Below are 19300 nucleotides of genomic sequence, written 5' to 3'. Positions count from 1 at the left end.
CATCCAAAGTTCTTTTTTATAGCTTGCGTTTTTTCGTTTGATTGTGGATATAACTAAAGAAAAACAAGCAAAGGTATAATTCCGATTACGCAAGCGATTTGAACGGTATTTAAAGAAGTTGAGGACTCAAGAAGCAAAGCGATAATACATAAGTAGAATGAAGTAACTTTTTTGTCCAGGATATAAGCATGCTCAACATCTTAAGATAATGTCTACATTCACATTATCTTACGTTTCAATTCATACTGGCTTCATATAAATGAATCATACTGAATGTATTAATGAAAGATACGAGGTGAAACAATGTTAAACAAGCTTTTTAGACTATTTACACAAGAAACCGAGATATCTAAAGATAAAGAAGGAGATCTCCAAGAAGAGAACGATTTTAAAGAAGTTTGTGATGATCATTTTATTATAGATGAGTATTAGAAACCCTATAAAACGCTGCAAAATTTAAAGAATTGATTGAGTATATCTGTATAAACAGTAATTGTATAAGGGTCGTAAAGGTATACTTTTACGATCGATTAATATTGATAAATTGCTTTTTAGCTTTTTACATGAAACAATGCGAAAAAGATGGGCACCCTAAAAGCAAAAGGAGGGGATAAAATGGGCAAAGAACCAAACGATGAAACAAGTGAAGGGCTGAATCAGCTTTTTGAAATCATCAATGCAAAAGGCGACGAGGGCGAACTTAGAGAAATTGTCAGCAGGAGCAGTGAAAAGAATAATCATAAAAATCATGGGGATCAATCGTAAAAAGAAAATAAAAAACCTCTTCATGGAAATCATGAAGAGGTCAGATGAAATAGTATTGCATCCATCCCATCCGGCAGAGTTTTAAAGTATTTTAAACTCTTGATACGACTGGTTTTATGGAACTGATGGGATTCGAACCCACGACCCCTTGTCTGCCAGACAAGTATTCTCCCACTGAACTACAGTCCCGCTTATGTAGAGTCTTTATTGCCTGTTGACTCTACTATATTTTAATACGTATGACGCACGTTCGCAATAGTTATTTTCAGTGTTTTCTAATTTCTTCATATGAATATTAACTTCTAAAAAAATCATTTACTTCTTGTTTGTACGTATTAAAAAAACTTGGAATTTGGCTTGGTCCCAATCCTTTTTCAGCGTATTTGCTGATGGACTCGTAGTACCATTTCTGTTTTTCGAATCCTCTTTTAAAACTATTCCAAATTGTATCTCCTTGCTGATCGTAGCTTTCTTTTAAAGACCGTAAATTGTCTAATTTATCTGCTACAATTAAAGATTTCACTTCAAGAGAACCAGTTTTCACAATTTGAATTGTATGCTGTTTACGTTCTTCCCAGCTTTTGGATTTGTCTTCTGTATGAGCTTCAACAATCTCCGCTACCTCTAAGCCAAATCTTTGTACAATTTCTTCGAGTGTTACACTTGTATCTTCTACAGCATCATGCAGATAAGCTGCTGCTATTACTTTTTCACTAAAACCTGCTTTTTCTAAAATATTACCTACGTTAATAGGATGAACGATATAAGGTTTATCAGACAGCTTACGCACTTGGCCGGTATGAGCATGTTCTGCATACCTACGTGCTTCTTTTATTAAAGACATCATATTCCTCCATTTTTTATACAGTATATATTCATATTATTAGTATAAACGAATATAGCTCTCCTAACGTTATGAAATTGCACAAATTCATTTCTTATAATTCTTATAATAAGGTAAGGCTACCAAAAGCCCTTCTTATTGTACGGTTTTTTATAAAGCCTAATATCTATTTAATAGGCCTGTATCAGTTGCCATTTCCTTTTTTATTCATAGTTTGTATGAAGGAGTGATAGCAATGCAAAACCGTAATAATCAAAATATTAAGGTCATTGATGTTTCTCATCACAACGGAACAATTGATTGGGCAAAAGTGGCGTCGGATGGGGTAAAAGGCGCGTATATTAAATTAACAGAAGGTACAACCTTCTTAGATAAAAAATCATATGATAATTATATAGGAGCAAAAAATGCAGGTCTACGTGTAGGCTTTTATCACTTTGCTCATGCTGATAATGATCCTATTGCAGAAGTTAATTTCTTTTTAAATAAATTAGGCAGCATGAAGGTTGATTTGCCTCATTGCTTAGATTTGGAAGAAAATAAAGGGAAAACAAAAGCGCAGGTCACAGCCTTTGCAGTTAGATGGATGGAATATATTGAAAGGAAAACAAGCATTACGCCTATTCTTTACACCGGGTATAGTTTTATTAAATCCAATTTTACAAGCGCCGTGGCAAGATATCCGCTATGGATAGCTCGTTACAGTGGAAGTAACCGTTCCAAGGGATTTACTAATCCAGGTGATACGGCCATTTGGGATAGATGGTCTATGTTTCAATATACAGATCAAGGAAAAGTAAACGGGGTTAAAGGCAATGTTGATATCAATGAAATGGATCTGGATTTCTTTAATAGTATTAACACAGGCGTGACGGTGGTGAAAAATAATCAGCCATCAGCACAATTGCAGCAAGGTGATAGCGGACTAGCTGTAAAAGAACTGCAGCAAAACTTAACTAAATTAGGATTTGAGCTTTCCCAGCAAGGAACCGATGGCCAATACGGAAATGAAACCGTTGCAGCTGTTAAAGCTTTTCAAGAAAAGTATGGATTAACGTCAACTGGAAAAGCTGATGAGAAAACATTAGCTAAAATGATGGAATTGCTTAAGGGTGTAAGTAATCCTATAGAAGAATCATTACCAAAGGTTACTTCACTCGGAGATAAATATTCTTTTCAAGTAAAAGCGAAGAAGGATATTGGAGTCTACAAATATGCGAATGTAACAGAGAATTTCAGAACTATAAAAAAAGGCACGGTATTTAGCGTACATGGCTATACGAGTGCAGCATGGGCTGTTCCAGGCGGATTCGTGCAAATGAAAGACGTAGAACCTATCCCAGTTACAATTAAAACAGGCGGATTAAGTAAAGACATGGAAACAGAGTTTCGTACTTTCTTAAAAAATGAAGGAATTGACAGTGAATTAAACGTACATGCAATAGGTAATCCGTCAGCTGAACTCACAGCAGCTGGACTGGATTTTGTAAAAGTTAAGCAGTTTTTAGATAAAAAAGGCTGGTACTACAAGCAATAAAACCCCGCTCTGAAGAGTAGGGGTTTATTTTGAGGTTTTATAAAAAAGAAGAGCAGACATCAATTAAGTAATTAAAATATGTTCTAAATAACAAATTAGGTGGCAACAAAAAAGTTTTTATGTATAGTCGACCTCTAACAGTCATATTTTTAGTCAACGGCTCATGGAGGGTGAATGAATATGAAAAATACGCAGATTCGAATTGAAACACTATCCTATCACTATGAAAGCATTATGGTGAATGATGAAGTAGAGCGTGCGATAAAAAGTATTGAAGTAACGTATCGAGCATATAAACATAACCACGTTTTAAACGGACACGTAGTACTTTCAGGAGAAGAGATTTACGATCTTCAGCAGCTGACTCACGCAGTGGCTGGGAAAATAAAAGCAGAATTAGAAACTACATAAAAAAGCGCCTTTCTTTAAATTTCAAACATTAAAGAAAGGCGCTTTTTTATATTAATTATTAATTAAACTGCAAAAAGAAGAAATTAAAGTATGTTCTAAATAAAATATATAAATAAAAAACATAGCATTTAAGAGAATTCCCTAAGCCCTACGCATTACCTTTGCATTGTGAACTTTCTCTCTTTTACTATGTGTAAGCAACACGCCGCATAACGTAATGATGCTTCCAGCAATGGAAGCTGCACTCGGGATATCTTTTAAAAGCAGCCACGCTAAGAAAAAGGACAGCGCAGGAGTTAAGTAAAGAGAGATGGCAGCCTCAGCAGAACCTATACGCGATGTCAGATAAGCGAGTACCATATAGGGAATAACGGTTGGAAATAACCCTAAATATATCACGCTTATTGCTGATCTGACAGAGATATACGCAAGTTCTGTTTCTAACCCAGGTAAAAAAACAAGCATAGAAATTGTAGCCCCCCAAATACTGTACGTCACAAAAGAAAGGAAACCATATTTTTTTAATAAATTTTTTTGACATACTATATAGACGCTTTCTGCAAGGGCAGCTAGCAGAACCAGTAAGATTCCATTAACTGAGTGTACAAAATTCTCTTTGCTGAAGGTTAAAAGTACAATACCCGCAAAGCTTACTGCAGATCCAATCCATTTTCTTTTTCCGAACTCCTCCTGAAAAAGAAAAATAGCTAAAAGCGAAGAAAAAATAGGAGTAGTCGAGATCAGTAAACTCGCAATACCCGCACTTACCGTTTTTTCTCCAATGTTTAAGGCCGTGTGATAGACGGCAAAACCTAAAAAACCGAGAGCTAAAAGAAGTGGAATATCTTTTATGTCAGGCAAGGGCATGCGTGTGGCTATTGCAATAACTAACAGCACTACAGAAGCAATACTTAACCGAACAAAAGCGAGGTGCTGAGGAGAAAACGATTCCAGCCCTATTTGAATAACTGGAAATGCTGAAGCCCATAAGCTAATCATCAGTATATGTAAGAACACCAGACTAAACGTTAATTTCATACCTATTCATCTCCATTTTTCATTTTGAATCCAACCAGTATCTATTGTGGTTCCCATGTTAATAAACATTTGATAAAATGTCTTCAACCAGTTTAAAGGCAATTAACCCAACCACTTTAAAAACAGGAGTAAATGTATGAATCAAGAGAACAGTTCTAGTTATCCAAAATACAAGCAAATCATTGATTTTATGAAAGAGAAAATTGCGCGTGGAGAATGGCCGATTGGAAGTAAAATTCCTAGTCAGCGAAAGCTTGCTGCTATGTTTGATGTTAACCGAAGTACGGTCATCACCGCATTAGAGGAATTAACAGCGGACGGTTTAATTGAAGGTAAGATGGGAAAGGGAACCATCGTTATAAATAATACGTGGACACTTTTGGCTACAACTCCGCCCGATTGGGATGTTCATGTGAAATCAGGCATGCATCATCCGAGTCAAGCAATGGTACAAGATATTAATGAATCCGAATTTAACTCAAACCTTATTCAATTAAGCAAAGGAGAGCTTTCACCTGACATATTTCCTAAAAACAAAATGAAATACGCCGTAGAAAAAGTAGCAGAAAATATGGAGGTTCTAGGATACGAAGAACCAAAGGGGTATTTTCCTTTACGAAAAGAATTAAGTGCATATATGAAAACAATAGGGATTGAATCTTCTCCAGATTCTATTTTAATTGTTTCCGGCGCTCTTCAAGCTCTTCAGCTTATTTCAATTGGACTGCTGCAAAGAAACTCTTCGGTTTTGCTCGAAAAACCTTCTTATCTATATTCCTTACATGTATTTCAATCAGCCGGAATGAAACTCAAAGGCCTTGCTATGGATGAGGAAGGAATAAAAGTAACAGCTATAAAACGCGCCGACCCTCAAGAAGGGCAAGCTATTTTATATACAAATCCATGTTTCCATAACCCAACGGGAACATTAATGTCACAAAATAGGCGTTACGATTTGTTGAAAGAATGTGAGGAACATCAGCTTCCTATTATTGAAGATGATTTATACCGCGAATTATGGCTAGATAAACAGCCTCCGCTGCCATTAAAAGCTTTAGATAAAAATGGACACGTGTTATATGTTAGCAGTCTTTCTAAAACACTAAGCCCGGGATTACGGATCGGATGGATAGTCGGCCCAGAACCAGTCATTGAGCGTTTGGCGGATATTAAAATGCAAACAGATTATGGATCTAGCTCATTATCTCAAAGAGTAGCAGCAGAATGGTTTAAAAATGGCTTATATCAACAGCATATGGAAACTGTACGAACGGAATTGCGAACAAGAAGAAAAGTGATGCTGAATGCTTTGGAAACATACGCAGGAGATATAGCAACATGGACGAATCCTGAAGGAGGCTTTTTTATATGGGTGCATATTCAACCTTCTATTTCAATGAAATCTTTATACTCTCGTGCTTTAAAAAGAGGGATATTGCTTAACTCTGGAAGTATTTATGCACAAGAAACCGGCAGTTATCTTCGGCTTTCTTACGCCTATGCCTCTTTACCAGATATCGATAGAAGCATTGAAATTCTTGCTGAACTGATTCGGGAATTGCAAGTATAGTAAAAAAAGGAATAGTGGATTACCCACTATTCCTTTTTATTTGTATCAAACTATTCTTCTTATAAAAAACATCAAGTAACAACTGACTATATATTACCATCTATAAATACGTGTTATTTTTTATGGAAAAAATAAGTTAATAAAACTTTTAATTGACTTTCTGTACGTTTTACATGTAAATCGTGAATGGTTTTAACTACGTAATCATTATCAAACATTTCCAACACCTCAATTATTGTTAAGTTTCCTGTTCGTTATAGTTTATGAAATCATCAGACGCATATCATCGGCCATCAGCTGTAACTTTACGGTTTATCTTTTACAACTAAAGGCTGAAACGTACGCTCATGATTGAACGCACGAATAACAGGATATGCAAAAAAAATGAAAAGTGTGCACGTTTTGTTTTAAAAAAGCTATATCTTTAAAAAAAGAAAATTGTCACACACATTTATGAATATGTATCTACTAAGTAAGAAGACTTTTTTAGTTGGTGGGATTGAAGGTGAAAAAGATGGATGAATTATTTAAAGATCTTGATCTGTACAGAACGCAAGAAGAAATGAAGCAGTATTTTGAACATACGCAGCAAATGATTCATCAAAACAAAGAGTATATAAAATTAGCCAGACTTAAAAAAGGGCGTTTCAAAAAGTTTTTTGAAGAGTTTTATCCGCTTTATTGCTTCAGCCAATCTTCTTATTGTCCGAGGAATTCAAAATTGAAGCTTATTATTGGAAGTCAAGGATACGACGGATTAATTATTCAGCCGGATGGTACTGAAAAACGAATTGAAATTACTTCTTACAAAGATGGGAAACTGGAATTTGAAGATGCACAGAGGGTCAATTCAGGAAATTTTGCTCTACCCCGTATCCAGACGGAAGGTTCTGTGGAAGAGTATATAGAAAAAGTGCTAGAGAACATTCAAAAAAAGAGCAAAAAAGATTACAGTGGCGCATCCATTTTATTTGTTGTACACACGTTTCATTATTTTGAAGCCTATGGAAAAAGTTCAGCTGCCTTTATTCGTACCTTAAAAAAAGAAATGAAGAATACAGATTTTCGAGCGGATGAAATTTATTTATTGGAATTAAATCAGCCAGAAAGTGAAAGTGTTAAGCAAAACATTCATTTCATTAAATAAGAAGACACGCTGTAGATGTTGAGGTGTGTCTTCTTTTCTGATAATAGAACTTAATGCAGGTGGATAATTTTGAAAATTACAACAATTAAGTGCTATAATTCAAGTATGAATATGCATTCAGAGGAGGAAAACCAATGGATTTAGCTTATAGAGAGAAAGCGTACGAATATGCCAAAAGATTCGAATCTAGCTATGACGATTATGATGAACGCTATAAGGTGCACAATAATCCGACGGTATGGCGATTTATGCCGCTGTCTGATTTTCAAGATTTACTAGAAACCAATGCGCTTTTTTTCGCAAAACCTGATGCATTTTCAGACCCCCTTGAAGGATGCTCTTCGATGTGGAACATAGAAGAGTTAAGAAAAAAAGGCGAACGTCATAACCGTACCTCTAGAACCTATATAAGAAAAATCCATGAATTTTCTGCTGTTTCATCCTGGCATATCAATGATTACGAAGCCGCTGGAATGTGGGATCTATATTTAAAAGGGAATGATGGCGTAGCTATTAAAACCACCTATGAAAATTTATTATGCAGTATTAAAGATTTACGCTATAAAATCTTCTCTGGAAAAGTGCAGTACATAGACTTCCAAAAAGAAATGATCAGTCACTCTGTATATGACACGTTATTTTACAAGCGCAAATCCTATCAGCATGAAAATGAATTGAGGCTTGTTATTGTAGCAAGTCGTATACACGCTTGGAAGCTGCAAAAGCTATTCGAAATTCAAGGTATTTCCGCAAATCAATGGCAAAAACGAATGGATATCCTCGAAAAAAGATCGTATGAGTTTTCTCACGAGCATGGCAACCTCCTTACATGTAATTTACATCAGCTTATCAACGATATTTACGTATCGCCAAGAAGCGCTCAAAGCTGTGTAGATGAGGTGAAATCTCTTACTAAGAAACACGGTCTCGCTTATAAAAAGGTTATTCAGTCTGACTTGTATAAGGACTATATTTACTAAATGCTAGCGAAGTACACAAAGGCTTAATCAAAAAATGATTAAGCTTTTTGTGTTACACGTTTTATATTCCCATACATTTCCTCATATAAAATAAAACAAACCTCCAAAGCCTATATATACATATTAGACAAATCAGGAGTACAGTATGGTTAAAAAAATGCTGTTTATTTTAGTATGCGGGCTTTGTTTGTGTTTGTTTTTTCAATGGGACGTAAAAAAAGGCTATAACTCTTATGTTCGCGTACATCCGCTTATCGAAACGCCTGTTTACCAAGGTAAGATAGCGCTGTATACACAAGGAAGTAGTTTATATCCTACTTTATTTGAGGATATTAAAAAAGCAAAAAAGTACGTGTACATTCAATTTTTTATTATTCGAGCGGACAACATCAGCATGAAGCTATTTGAGCTATTGAAAGAGAAAGCAGCTGAAGGGGTAAAGATTAAACTTTCTGTAGATCGTTTTGGAGGAAACGATCTCTCCCGAACACTCATAGATGATCTTAAGAAAAATGGAGTTGAGTTTACCTTTAGTCGAAAAGCAAGCAGGCAGCACTTTTTTTATAGCATTAATCATCGAAATCATCGAAAGTTTGTCGTAGTAGATGGCCAAGAAGCCTATCTCGGAGGTTTTAATATAGGAGAAGAATACTTAGGGAAGCATAAAAAATTGGGCTATTGGCGTGATTACCACTTGCGAATTAAAGGAGAAGGTATTTTTGAAATTGAAAAGCAATTTTTGAAAGATTGGGAAGAAGATACGGGACAACATATATCTCCTCAGCGAGTTCCTATCGCTCGCTCTCACGGAGCAAACTATCAGCTATTGTTTTCAACTGGAGAAGAACTTGAGCAAAAGATGATTGATCTAATCAACCGTGCCAAAGTAAAGCTTACCATTGCTACCCCTTATTTTATTCCAAGTGAACATTTAATGAATGCACTTATTTCAGCAAAAGAAAAAGGCGTTTTAATCGATATTATACTTCCGGACAATACTGATGCGTGGTTCACTAAACCGCCTAGTTACCCTAAAACAGAGCAACTATTAAACAAAGGTATTCGAATTTTCTTATATAAAAAGGGGTTTTTTCACGGAAAAGTAATGGTCATCGATCATACGATTGCCAATATTAGCACAGCCAACTGGGATCCCCGAAGTTTTTATTTAAATGATGAAGCGAGCTGTCTTATTTATGATCGCGAGATGATTGCACACATAGAACGAGAAATTAATGAAGATAAAACAAACAGCCGCAGATTAACCAAAACAGTAATAGATGAAATCCCTAAATGGGAACGTTCTCTTAAAAAAACACCGGAATGGATTTATTATTATTTTTGAAAAAATACCCAAATCAAGTTTTAATTATTTTTCCCCGGGTATATATTCTATGTAAGGCCAATACAGGAAAGGAGAGACTGTACACATGCATTGTTTTACAGCGACTTCAAGAAACGTATTGAGCACCTTAGAAGGAAGATTTGCTTTAATTACAAAAGGAACATTGGTAAACAATCGTTATACTAAGTGCTAGGCTGTCTAATTCAGACAGAATACTCGACTATTCTATTCAAACATAACATTCAGTATAAAAAAGAAGATGCGTGCTAAGCGCATCTTCTTTTTTGTTGACTCTATTTTCTCTCTCTTTTGTACTTCGTCTTATTTTTACGCATAAAATAATAAAAAGGAGGGGGTTATGCTGTTTGATTATGAACGGGAGTTAACGATTGACCGAAAAGATGCTACTCAAAAAACTGCAGCGACTAATGCTGAGACTTATAAAAAAATAGACTGGGAACAAGTGAAATCAGAACAAAATCTTGCGGATGACCAAGCCCTTGTACGCGTACCTTTTCCGCTGGTTTTCAAAAAAAATCAGCTGTATCCTGTATGGGATTTAAGAAAGTACGCTTTTTTATTTGAACAATCTACACCTGCTACTGTCCACCCTAAACTGTGGGAACAAGGAAAATTAAATGTACAAGCCGGTTTATATCAAGTAACTGAAAACATCTTTCAGGTAAGAGGCTTTGATATGGCTAATATTACATTTGTTAAAGGGAAAACGGGGTGGATTGTTATTGATTGCTTAACATCCGAAGAAACGGCAGAAAAAGCGCTTGAACTAGTAAACCAGCAGTGCGGGAAGCGTCCTGTTAGAGCTGTTATCTTCTCTCATTCGCATATAGATCATTATGGCGGAGTTCTAGGGATATTACCTGACTCAATACAAAATAAAACTAGTAAAGTTTATGCTCCTGCTGGATTTATGGATGCGGTTATTGATGAAAACGTCACGGCGGCAACAGCAATGACACGAAGAAGTCAATACATGTACGGTATTCGACTGCGACGCGATGAAAAAGGCTTAATTGACAACGGCATCGGAAAAGAAATTTCATTTGGAACAATCACGCTTATTAAAGGAATAGAAGAAATTCATCCTTCCGAACATCATTCTTATGTAAGTAAGAAAATTGACGGCGTCTCATTTCAGTTTCAGCTTACGCCAGGGACGGAGGCGCCTGCTGAAATGAACATCTATATTCCTAGTGAAAAGGCTCTTTGTATTGCAGAAAACTGTACGGCCACTCAGCACAACCTCTATACCCTTAGAGGAGCAAAAGTAAGAGACGCAGCAGCGTGGGCAAAATACTTGCAGCAAGCAATCGATTTATTTGGCCAAGAACTAACAACTGTATTTGGGGTACATAATTGGCCAAGGTTCGGAAACGAGTCGTGCATCACATATATCGAAAATCAACGAGATGTTTATCAATATATTCATGACCAAACATTAAGGCTGATGAATCAAGGCTATACCATCGACCACGTCGGCCGAATGATGAAGCTACCGAAAACCCTATCTCACGAGTGGTATACAAACGGCTTTTATGGAACGGTTAACCATAACGCAAAAGCGGTTTATCAGCGCTATATGGGCTGGTATAACAGCAATCCTGTAGATTTAAATAAACTGTTTCCTGAAGAGTCAGCTAAGAAATATGTAGAGTATATGGGCGGAGCGGACAACATTGTCCAAAAAGCACAGCGCTGTTTTCAACAAGGCGACTATCAATGGGTAGCTGAAGTGACCAAACAAGTTATTTACGCTGATCCTCACCATGTAAAGGCAAAACTTTTATGCGCAGACGCGCTTGAACAATTAGGGTATATAGCTGAATCTGGTCCTTGGCGAAATGAATATTTAACAGGAGCCAAAGAACTTCGTTTAGGTAATATACCGCTGCCAGTCAACATTATTACAAAAGAAGTATGGGATACACTTCCTTTGAAAAATATTTTAGAACTATTTAGCATTCGCGTAGATGGATTAAAGGCGGGCGCATGTAACTATCGTATATTGTTTGTGATACCCGATCGTAATGAAGTAGCTCTCACAGAACTTAAGCATGGAATCTTTAGGTATCTTGGAGATACGCGAAAGAAAGCTGAGGTGACGGTAACGATGTGGCAAGATACCTTATACCGGCTAACAACTACAAATGATCACTCTTATAGCTCGGTCATATTTGTTCAAGGAGATAAATCAAAATGGGATTTCTTTTTGTCTTGTCAGGATTCTATTGATCCAAACTTTAATATTGTGACACCTGTTTCTAAAAAATAGAGTACCTGATTACAGCTCAGAAAGCACATCGTTGACTTTTTGTTCAAAACAGCTGTCGCATGTGAAGATTTCTTTTTCTTGAAAAGATGTTAGCCTTTCTCCGCAGATGGAACAGCATTCTATATAGTGATTGTTTCGCTCTTGTTCTTTTCTTTCATGTAACATAGCACTTTCCTCCTTTTCAGTATAAATAGTTTGTCTTATTTCTTTAAGTATATACTAATATCAGCCTATGCAGGGAATATAAGGCTTGCTAGTGCAGATTATTTATAAAATAAAAGCGTTGTAAAACCGCCGAAATTGGCACAGGAATTGCATATTAAATCATTGAGAAATTTCAATGATTAATATGGGGTGAACAGAATGTCCATTACAAAAACAGCTAGTGAATTAAAAAAAGAACAGCAGCAAGAACAGGAATCACTTAATTTATTTTTATCTACTCAAACCGTTATTCAAGAAGCGCTTCAAAAACTAGGGTATGGTGAAGAAATGTATCATTTGTTGAAAGAACCACTGCGCATGATGACGGTTCGTATTCCAGTTAAAATGGATAACGGATCGGTAAAAGTATTTACGGGCTACCGCTCTCAGCATAATGATGCTGTCGGGCCTACTAAAGGAGGCGTACGCTTTCATCCTGAAGTAAATGAAGAAGAAGTGAAGGCATTATCCATTTGGATGAGTTTAAAATGCGGGATTGTCGACCTTCCGTACGGCGGAGGTAAAGGCGGAATTGTATGTGACCCAAGAAACATGTCGTTTGGTGAACTAGAGCGACTCAGCCGCGGCTATGTAAGAGCCATCAGTCAAATAGTTGGGCCTACTAAAGATATTCCTGCACCGGATGTCTATACAAATTCTCAAATCATGGCGTGGATGATGGACGAATATAGCCGACTGCGTGAGTTCGATTCTCCTGGTTTTATTACCGGAAAACCTATCGTACTCGGAGGATCTCAAGGACGCGAAACTGCAACGGCTAAAGGAGTAACCATTTGTATAGAAGAAGCTGTTAAAAAGAAAAACCTTAACTTGCAAGAAGCACGGATTATTATTCAAGGCTTCGGAAATGCCGGCAGTTTTCTTGCTAAGTTCATGCATGACGCAGGAGCAAAAGTAATTGGCATTTCAGACGCGTACGGAGCTCTTTATGATCCGCTTGGTCTTGATATTGATTACCTGCTTGATCGACGCGACAGTTTTGGTACCGTAACGAATTTATTTACCAATGTGATGACAAACGAAGAACTATTAGAAAAAGAATGTGATATTTTAGTACCCGCAGCCATTTCGAATCAAATTACGGTTCGTAACGCTCATCGCATTAAAGCTTCTATTGTAGTCGAAGCAGCGAACGGACCGACTACACTTGAGGCTACGCGCATTTTAGACGAAAAAGGCGTGCTTTTAGTGCCAGATATTTTAGCGAGTGCTGGAGGCGTAACGGTTTCATACTTCGAATGGGTGCAAAATAATCAAGGCTACTACTGGTCTGAAGAGGAAGTAGCTTACAAATTACGCAAGGTAATGGTGGATTCATTTGAAACGATCTATCAAATCGCTCAAGAAAATGACGTAGACATGAGACTTGCTGCTTACATGGCAGGAATCAAAAAATCAGCTGAAGCTTCTCGTTTCCGCGGCTGGGTATAAGATAAAAAAACGATTTGGATTACATGTTCCAAATCGTTTTTTATTTGCCGGAACTGCCAAATAATTAAAAGAAAAACTGCTAAAAAAACAAACACGCTTAAAAAATTGGCATATTCATCGTTACCTAATTGATAATCAAAACATTTGACAGTGAGAATGATTTTCAATTATTCTATATTCAAGACAAATACATAACTATAATAAATTGAATGTGAAAAAGGAGACGAAAAGCATGAGCGTATTAGATATTATTAAAGCCAGAAGAACGATTGGAGCTATGCAAGACAAAGACGTATCAGAAAATGCTATCGACCTTATGTTAGAAGCAGGCACTTGGGCTCCTAACCATAAAAAGACAGAGCCTTGGAAATTCCGAGTGTTTACAGGGGATTCACGCGTTCGTTTAGGAGACGAAATGGAACGTATTATGAAGCAAAAAACGGCTCACTTAAGTGAAGAAGAAGCGTTGAAAAAAACAACAAAAGCAAAAAAAGGACCGCTTCGCGCTCCTGTCATTATTGCGGTAGCAGTAAGTCCTTCAGGAAAAGTGCCTGAAATTGAAGAAATCTCTGCCGTAGCGGCAAGCATACAAAATATGCTATTAGTAGCGGAAGAACAAGGTTTGGCTACAATTTGGAGAACGGGTGACATTGTCTATCAGTCAGAACTGAATGACTTTTTATCTCTAAAAGACGGCGATAAGCTCCTAGGCTTAATTTACGTCGGACATCCTAATAAAGAAGCTTCATCAAAACGTATTCCGTATCAAGATAAAACAATTTGGTATCGTTAAAAGGTTATTTCTGTGTTTCTATAAATAAAAGGCAACAGCTCATAAGTTGAGCTGTTGCCTTTTTTATTGTTTTTGAAAAGTGGCATAAAGAAATTTAATGCCAACATGCAGCGGCATCAATTTGCACTTTTATGGGTTTACCTGCAGCAGTTCTTTTTAGTATCTTATCGCGAACTTCCCTGGTTTCCGTAAATACTAGTCAGAACAAAAAAGGAGTTGTCTGTGTTCAGTCTTCTTTGCGAAGACCAAAATAATAAGTACACGCCAAACCGAAGATAATGGGCGGCAAAAGAAAGACGATCATTTAACGGTCACCTTCCTTTCGGATGATTGAACGTCTACTTTCTGCGTTGGGGTAGCAGTGTTGACAAAGAAGATGCCTTTTAACTTTGAGTATTCCATCAATACTAATAGCAAACTCATCGCAAGAAGCGGAACACACACCACTTTGGCAGGAATGTTGAAACAATAGTTAAGGACGGTGATGTTGGCAATAATGGGGAGAAAAATAATGTTCCCTAGTGTCGCGGTACGCGGTATCACCAATAACAACGCAGCTAATAATTCGCCAGTGGCAATAAAATAGTTGTAGAAATCAGAATACCCAAAGAAATACCACGCCAGTTTCATCGCAGAATCTTTTGTTGAATCAAACACGAAATCGCCTGTTATAAATTGTCCTGGGTAGATTTTGGCCATTCCATAAATAAGAAACGTAATAGCCATGGTCCACCTTAGGGTCGCAAGAATACTTAAACGAAATTTCTCTTTTGTTGATAAACGCATTGTTTTCCTCCATTTGTATGCTTAGTCCAAAAATCGCATTTTGGCTTCAGGGGTTGGCAACATACATGACGTTTGTTTTCCAAACCACTTATACCGATTACGTGCAATAAAACGATAGAACAGGTTTCGAATGAACGCGGGAACCACTTGGAAACACGCCATTAGTTGAATGGGTCCTCGAAGCTGGCGGACAATATGTAGGATAGCCGTAGACTCTGTGTAAAGATTCCCGTTCATAAGAAGAATGACCGAGTGAAGTGGTGGGTGCTCATAGTTATGCTTACGCAGCAAGGTTCCCGCAGTATCAGATTGAAGCGACACAAAACGAAATAGAGCACGTGAATCTCGTTTGATAACAAACTGTACCCATCCGTTGCAAAGATTGCAAACACCATCAAATAGAATAATAGGATGGTGTGATGGATTTGGCGGCATGACGTTCCCCCCCTTCCTTTTTTATGAATATTTACTAAAATAAGTATAATTGTTTACGTGTGGGACTACAAGACATAAGGGTAAAAGTGGAAATGTTTTATGTGAGTTCAAGTGAATTTAAGCAAGAAAACAGAGTCAAATACAACACTGTTTTTGTTTGAATTTGAATGTAGCAGCTTATCTCATAAACTTCTACTTTTCTGTGTTTCTTATAAATAACTAAAAAATTTTCCTTTTTTTCACAAAATGTAAAACTATTCCTGTTTTGAAACGTACTAGATATAGTGGGGATTTACGAGGTAGATGTAATAAAAGCGTGAACTACCTTTGCTACTACAAAAAAAGAAACTTACTTCGAGGTGAAGACGTGAAGAATCAACATATTTTAGAGGTGGGAAATTTAACTAAAGTTTATAAAGGAGAGGGCTATGAAGTTACTGCACTAAATGATATATCCTTTCAGTTACGGGCAGGTGAAATGGTTGCTGTTATGGGAACAAGTGGTTCAGGAAAAAGTACACTGCTGAACATTTTAGGAGCACTTGATGAGCCAACTAGTGGAACGATTAAATTAAACGGAATGCTTTCAAAAGATATGTTCCAAGAACCTCAAGCTTCAGCGTACAGACGAGATAACATTGGATTTATCTTTCAATCATTCCACTTATTAAAAGATTTATCTGTAGAAGAAAACATAGCTCTTCCGCTAGTTTTAAAGGAACTTACATCGGACGTAATTGATTTAAAAGTAAATAACGTTGTTGAGCTCTTGGGCTTAACAGCTTGGAAAAAACACCGCCCTGTACAACTGTCGGGTGGACAACAGCAACGCGTAGCTATAGGAAGGGCTATTATAACTGACCCACCTATTATTCTGGCAGATGAACCTACAGGTAACCTTGATTTTAATACTTCCAAAGGCATACTAGACACACTGGTAACCACAAAAAACGAACTTAGCCAAAGCATACTTCTTGTTACTCACGACCCTAATGTAGCTACTTATGCAGATCGCGTTCTATTCTTTCATGATGGCTCTATTGTCGATACGTATATCTGTAGTGGAAATAGTGATTTGGATCATATACTAGAGAAGTTTAAGCTTATTACAAAAGCCGAGAGTCTTAAGATATGAAAACACTACGAGGTTTAGCTTTTCGTTTATTTAAGTCCAATAAATTCATTGTGTTTTCGTCTATTGTAAGTATAGCTATTTCTACCATGCTTGTACTTAGTATGGTTTTATTCTCTTTTAATGCGCAGGACACATTAAAAAGTCAATTAAAACAAACTTACGGTGCGATGGATTTGTCCGTAGGGTTTGATATGAATCAAGGCAAAATTTTGACATCAACTTTAGTTGAAGAAATTCACCAGGATAAAATGGTAGATAAGGTATCAAAAGTATCTATTGCTCATTTAAACCTAAATCAACTACATGCCTCTATCTATACAGTAGGTGTTGAAAATGATTACTTAGCTAAAAGTCGATATCACTTTTCCAAACCTCTAAATAGTAGCTCTGTGGCAATGAATAAGAGCTTAGCCCAAGATTTAGACATAAAAATTGGTGATAAAGTCCTTATTGAAAACAGAACATACACATTAGCGGAAACCGTAAATGATTTATCCGCTACTGGAGTAGCACCGGATATGCTGATACTTAATCAAAAGAATGTAAAACGCTATATTCAAACAAAAGAAAAAAGCAGCGCAGAAGCGACTTATTTATTAATAAAGGCACAAAAAAACGAGAGCGCCTTAAAGTTGGCCAAGCATATTAAATCATATAACAAGGACTTACGTATTGATATAGCTGAACAAGATGCAGGCGTGCAAAATAATTTACAATCCTTACATACATTTATTATGGTTTTATCGGCATTGGTATTAATCATCACGTCTCTTATTCTCATTTCAAACTTTGAGCTTTTGCTTTACAAAATGAGGAATCAGTTCGCCATTATGCGGTCGATAGGAGCCACTGCTAAACAGATTAGCGAGATTATCACACTTCAAAGCACCGTTATAAACACCGTAGGTACAGGTGTCGGGTTTTTGCTAACCTTTTGCAGTCAAAGGTACTTATACAGCTGGTTAGGAAAAGTGTCGAAAATAGCTTCCTCTCCATCTGATTTTAACGTAGGTACTGCCGTTATCATTACAGTTGTAATGTTTGTTATTATTCAATTCTTTTTACTCATTCCAGCTTATCGAAGTACAAAAGTATTGCCACTAAAAACAATGCAGAAGAACGAGAAAATTAACTATGGTTTTTCCAAGACAAGAATAGTAATTTTCAAGGTACTAATAGCAATGTCCTTATTTTTAGTTATAGGAAGCCAGGTATTTCCTACAAGAGGCACATACGGACCTGGGATGTTACTAATTACAGTTATTTTAGTCTTGTTTGCCTTTATACTAATCTTTCCTATCCTAGTGACTAAAGGATTAAAGTGGTTTTTACCATATGGAAAAAAACTATTTGGGAAAGAATTTTATATTTCCGTTAAAAATCTAATTCCTCAAGTTAGAAAAAATACAATGATTATCTTAATAATATGCGGATTAATGGTCATTACTGTATTTGGGTCAATTACATTTAGAACCATTCAAAATAATGGACTAACCTACTTAAAAAAAGAATATGTAATGCCCATTATTGTGGAAACTCGCCTTGATGATTCAAAAATAGATGTAGCAGAACTCACTAGAAAGGCTGAACAATTGCCTCACGTAAAAAGCGTTAGCAACATGAGCAACCAGGGCTTAGGGGAGATTTCAAAGTCAAAAAAGGTTACAGATATTCTTTACAATGTGGTTGACTTGAAAAGATTGCAGAAGCAAGGACTTCTAGAGCACTTCTCTTATGTAAAAGGAAGTAATAAAGAGAATAGTATAATAGTGTCTAAAAAATTTGCTGAAAGTCATAATGTAAAAGTAGGTCAGGTACTCCATTTAGGTATGTATGCTAAAAATCAAGATGGATCAATTATAGAGGGGCATATAATACCTAAAGGAGATTATGTCGTAACAGCTATACCTGACCATCTTCTTGACAACTATGAGGCATTTTTAGATTGGAAAAACAAGGAGTTTAAAGATGTGAATTTTTACCGCCTATATATAGATGCTACGAATGTAAAGGCCGCTGTAAAAGAAATTGAGGGCTTAAAAAGCCAGTATCCCGAATTAAAGGTAAGCAGCTATGATCAATCTGTTAAAGAAGCAAACGAAATGTTTTATCAGCGTTGGGGAATTTTTATAGTTGTTATTGCCACATTGGTTCTTTCTACCATGATAGGAGTATTTAATTCATTGGCAAATAATATTTATTCAAAACGAAAAGAATTTGCTGTTTTACGCGCGATGGGCATGACGCCAAAATCCATTCGTAAAGTCATTCTTTCACAAGTGAATTTATATATTACGATTGGAGTAATATATGGAATTGTAATGGGACTTTTAATAACATTAATTCTGCTATTAATGGATCCAGGGAAGTTTGTTATAGATTATAAAACAATTCTTTCTGTAGTAGTATCAATGCTTGTAGTTAGCACTTTTTTATTCTCATACGTAAGTCGAAAAATATCTGGACAAGATCTTTCTATAGAGCTTACTAATGACAATAAGTGACCTCTCATGTAGGTATAGTAGAATACTATAATAGTAATAAACCCCAATCTCTTTGTAGAGG

General features: G+C 36.4%; 17 protein-coding genes and 1 tRNA gene. 12 read left to right on the top strand and 6 right to left on the bottom strand.

The features are described from left to right. The first annotated feature begins 615 nt into the window (after positions 1-615). Positions 616-765: a hypothetical protein gene (locus ACRPLY_RS01590; protein WP_165636078.1), complete on the top strand. Its 150-nt coding sequence runs from the start codon at positions 616-618 to the stop codon at positions 763-765. A 117-nt stretch (positions 766-882) separates the two neighbouring features. Here ACRPLY_RS01590 and ACRPLY_RS01585 read toward each other — a convergent pair. Then, a tRNA-Ala gene (locus tag ACRPLY_RS01585) sits at positions 883-954 on the bottom strand. Between the two features lie 106 nt (positions 955-1060). Further along, positions 1061-1609 (bottom strand): HD domain-containing protein, encoded by a 549-nt coding sequence (locus tag ACRPLY_RS01580; RefSeq protein WP_432231488.1) that lies wholly within the window; start codon positions 1607-1609, stop codon positions 1061-1063. Between the two features lie 235 nt (positions 1610-1844). Here ACRPLY_RS01580 and ACRPLY_RS01575 point away from each other — a divergent pair, with 235 nt between their 5' ends. Both ACRPLY_RS01575 and ACRPLY_RS01570 read left to right on the top strand, forming a co-directional pair. Then, positions 1845-3146, top strand: a complete 1302-nt coding sequence (locus ACRPLY_RS01575) for a GH25 family lysozyme (protein WP_432231487.1) — start codon at positions 1845-1847, stop codon at positions 3144-3146. A gap of 180 nt (positions 3147-3326) precedes the next feature. Beyond that, a complete protein-coding gene (locus tag ACRPLY_RS01570; RefSeq protein ID WP_016764194.1) occupies positions 3327-3557 on the top strand; it encodes a hypothetical protein in 231 nt (76 codons plus the stop codon). Positions 3558-3698: 141 nt separating this feature from the next. Here ACRPLY_RS01570 and ACRPLY_RS01565 read toward each other — a convergent pair whose 3' ends face one another. After that, the gene (locus tag ACRPLY_RS01565; RefSeq protein ID WP_328171560.1) at positions 3699-4595 is read right to left on the bottom strand and encodes a DMT family transporter; all 897 of its coding nucleotides are present in this window, start codon (positions 4593-4595) and stop codon (positions 3699-3701) included. A gap of 136 nt (positions 4596-4731) precedes the next feature. Between ACRPLY_RS01565 and ACRPLY_RS01560 the strand changes: the two genes are divergently transcribed. From ACRPLY_RS01560 to ACRPLY_RS01540, 5 genes are all read left to right on the top strand, one after another. After that, positions 4732-6165, top strand: a complete 1434-nt coding sequence (locus tag ACRPLY_RS01560) for a PLP-dependent aminotransferase family protein (RefSeq protein WP_047750930.1) — start codon at positions 4732-4734, stop codon at positions 6163-6165. 514 nt (positions 6166-6679) lie between these two features. Further along, positions 6680-7312: a hypothetical protein gene (locus ACRPLY_RS01555; protein WP_034266280.1), complete on the top strand. Its 633-nt coding sequence runs from the start codon at positions 6680-6682 to the stop codon at positions 7310-7312. 134 nt (positions 7313-7446) lie between these two features. Next, on the top strand, positions 7447-8292 hold the full coding sequence (locus tag ACRPLY_RS01550) for a DUF2971 domain-containing protein (protein WP_098999341.1): 846 nt from the start codon (positions 7447-7449) through the stop codon (positions 8290-8292). 145 nt (positions 8293-8437) lie between these two features. Next, positions 8438-9637, top strand: coding sequence for a phospholipase D-like domain-containing protein (locus ACRPLY_RS01545; RefSeq protein WP_310876449.1), 1200 nt, complete (start codon positions 8438-8440; stop codon positions 9635-9637). 358 nt (positions 9638-9995) lie between these two features. Then, positions 9996-11930: an alkyl/aryl-sulfatase gene (locus ACRPLY_RS01540; protein WP_432231486.1), complete on the top strand. Its 1935-nt coding sequence runs from the start codon at positions 9996-9998 to the stop codon at positions 11928-11930. 9 nt (positions 11931-11939) lie between these two features. On the opposite strand, the gene ACRPLY_RS01535 is transcribed toward ACRPLY_RS01540, so the two are convergent. Further along, on the bottom strand, positions 11940-12095 hold the full coding sequence (locus ACRPLY_RS01535; protein ID WP_162871471.1) for a hypothetical protein: 156 nt from the start codon (positions 12093-12095) through the stop codon (positions 11940-11942). Between the two features lie 198 nt (positions 12096-12293). On the opposite strand from ACRPLY_RS01535, the gene ACRPLY_RS01530 reads away from it, so the two are divergent. Both ACRPLY_RS01530 and ACRPLY_RS01525 read left to right on the top strand, forming a co-directional pair. Further along, positions 12294-13586, top strand: coding sequence for a Glu/Leu/Phe/Val family dehydrogenase (locus ACRPLY_RS01530; protein ID WP_033579029.1), 1293 nt, complete (start codon positions 12294-12296; stop codon positions 13584-13586). A gap of 232 nt (positions 13587-13818) precedes the next feature. Then, positions 13819-14379, top strand: a complete 561-nt coding sequence (locus tag ACRPLY_RS01525; RefSeq protein WP_432231485.1) for a nitroreductase family protein — start codon at positions 13819-13821, stop codon at positions 14377-14379. A 300-nt stretch (positions 14380-14679) separates the two neighbouring features. On the opposite strand, the gene ACRPLY_RS01520 is transcribed toward ACRPLY_RS01525, so the two are convergent. Both ACRPLY_RS01520 and ACRPLY_RS01515 read right to left on the bottom strand, forming a co-directional pair. Continuing rightward, positions 14680-15165, bottom strand: coding sequence for a hypothetical protein (locus ACRPLY_RS01520; RefSeq protein WP_063247971.1), 486 nt, complete (start codon positions 15163-15165; stop codon positions 14680-14682). Between the two features lie 21 nt (positions 15166-15186). Next, complete coding sequence (locus ACRPLY_RS01515; RefSeq protein WP_367032270.1) at positions 15187-15600, bottom strand: thiol-disulfide oxidoreductase DCC family protein; 414 nt, start codon at positions 15598-15600, stop codon at positions 15187-15189. Between the two features lie 367 nt (positions 15601-15967). On the opposite strand from ACRPLY_RS01515, the gene ACRPLY_RS01510 reads away from it, so the two are divergent. Both ACRPLY_RS01510 and ACRPLY_RS01505 read left to right on the top strand, forming a co-directional pair. Then, complete coding sequence (locus ACRPLY_RS01510; RefSeq protein WP_432231484.1) at positions 15968-16735, top strand: ABC transporter ATP-binding protein; 768 nt, start codon at positions 15968-15970, stop codon at positions 16733-16735. Continuing rightward, positions 16732-19239, top strand: a complete 2508-nt coding sequence (locus ACRPLY_RS01505; protein ID WP_432231483.1) for an FtsX-like permease family protein — start codon at positions 16732-16734, stop codon at positions 19237-19239. Before ACRPLY_RS01510 ends, ACRPLY_RS01505 begins: the two co-directional genes overlap by 4 nt. Positions 19240-19300 lie beyond the last annotated feature (61 nt).

The organism is Priestia sp. TGN 0903 (assembly GCF_050846855.1).
GTDB lineage: Bacteria > Bacillota > Bacilli > Bacillales > Bacillaceae_H > Priestia > Priestia zanthoxyli.
Note: the sequence above shows the minus strand (reverse complement) of the source record. Positions and strands in the feature narration are given on the sequence as shown.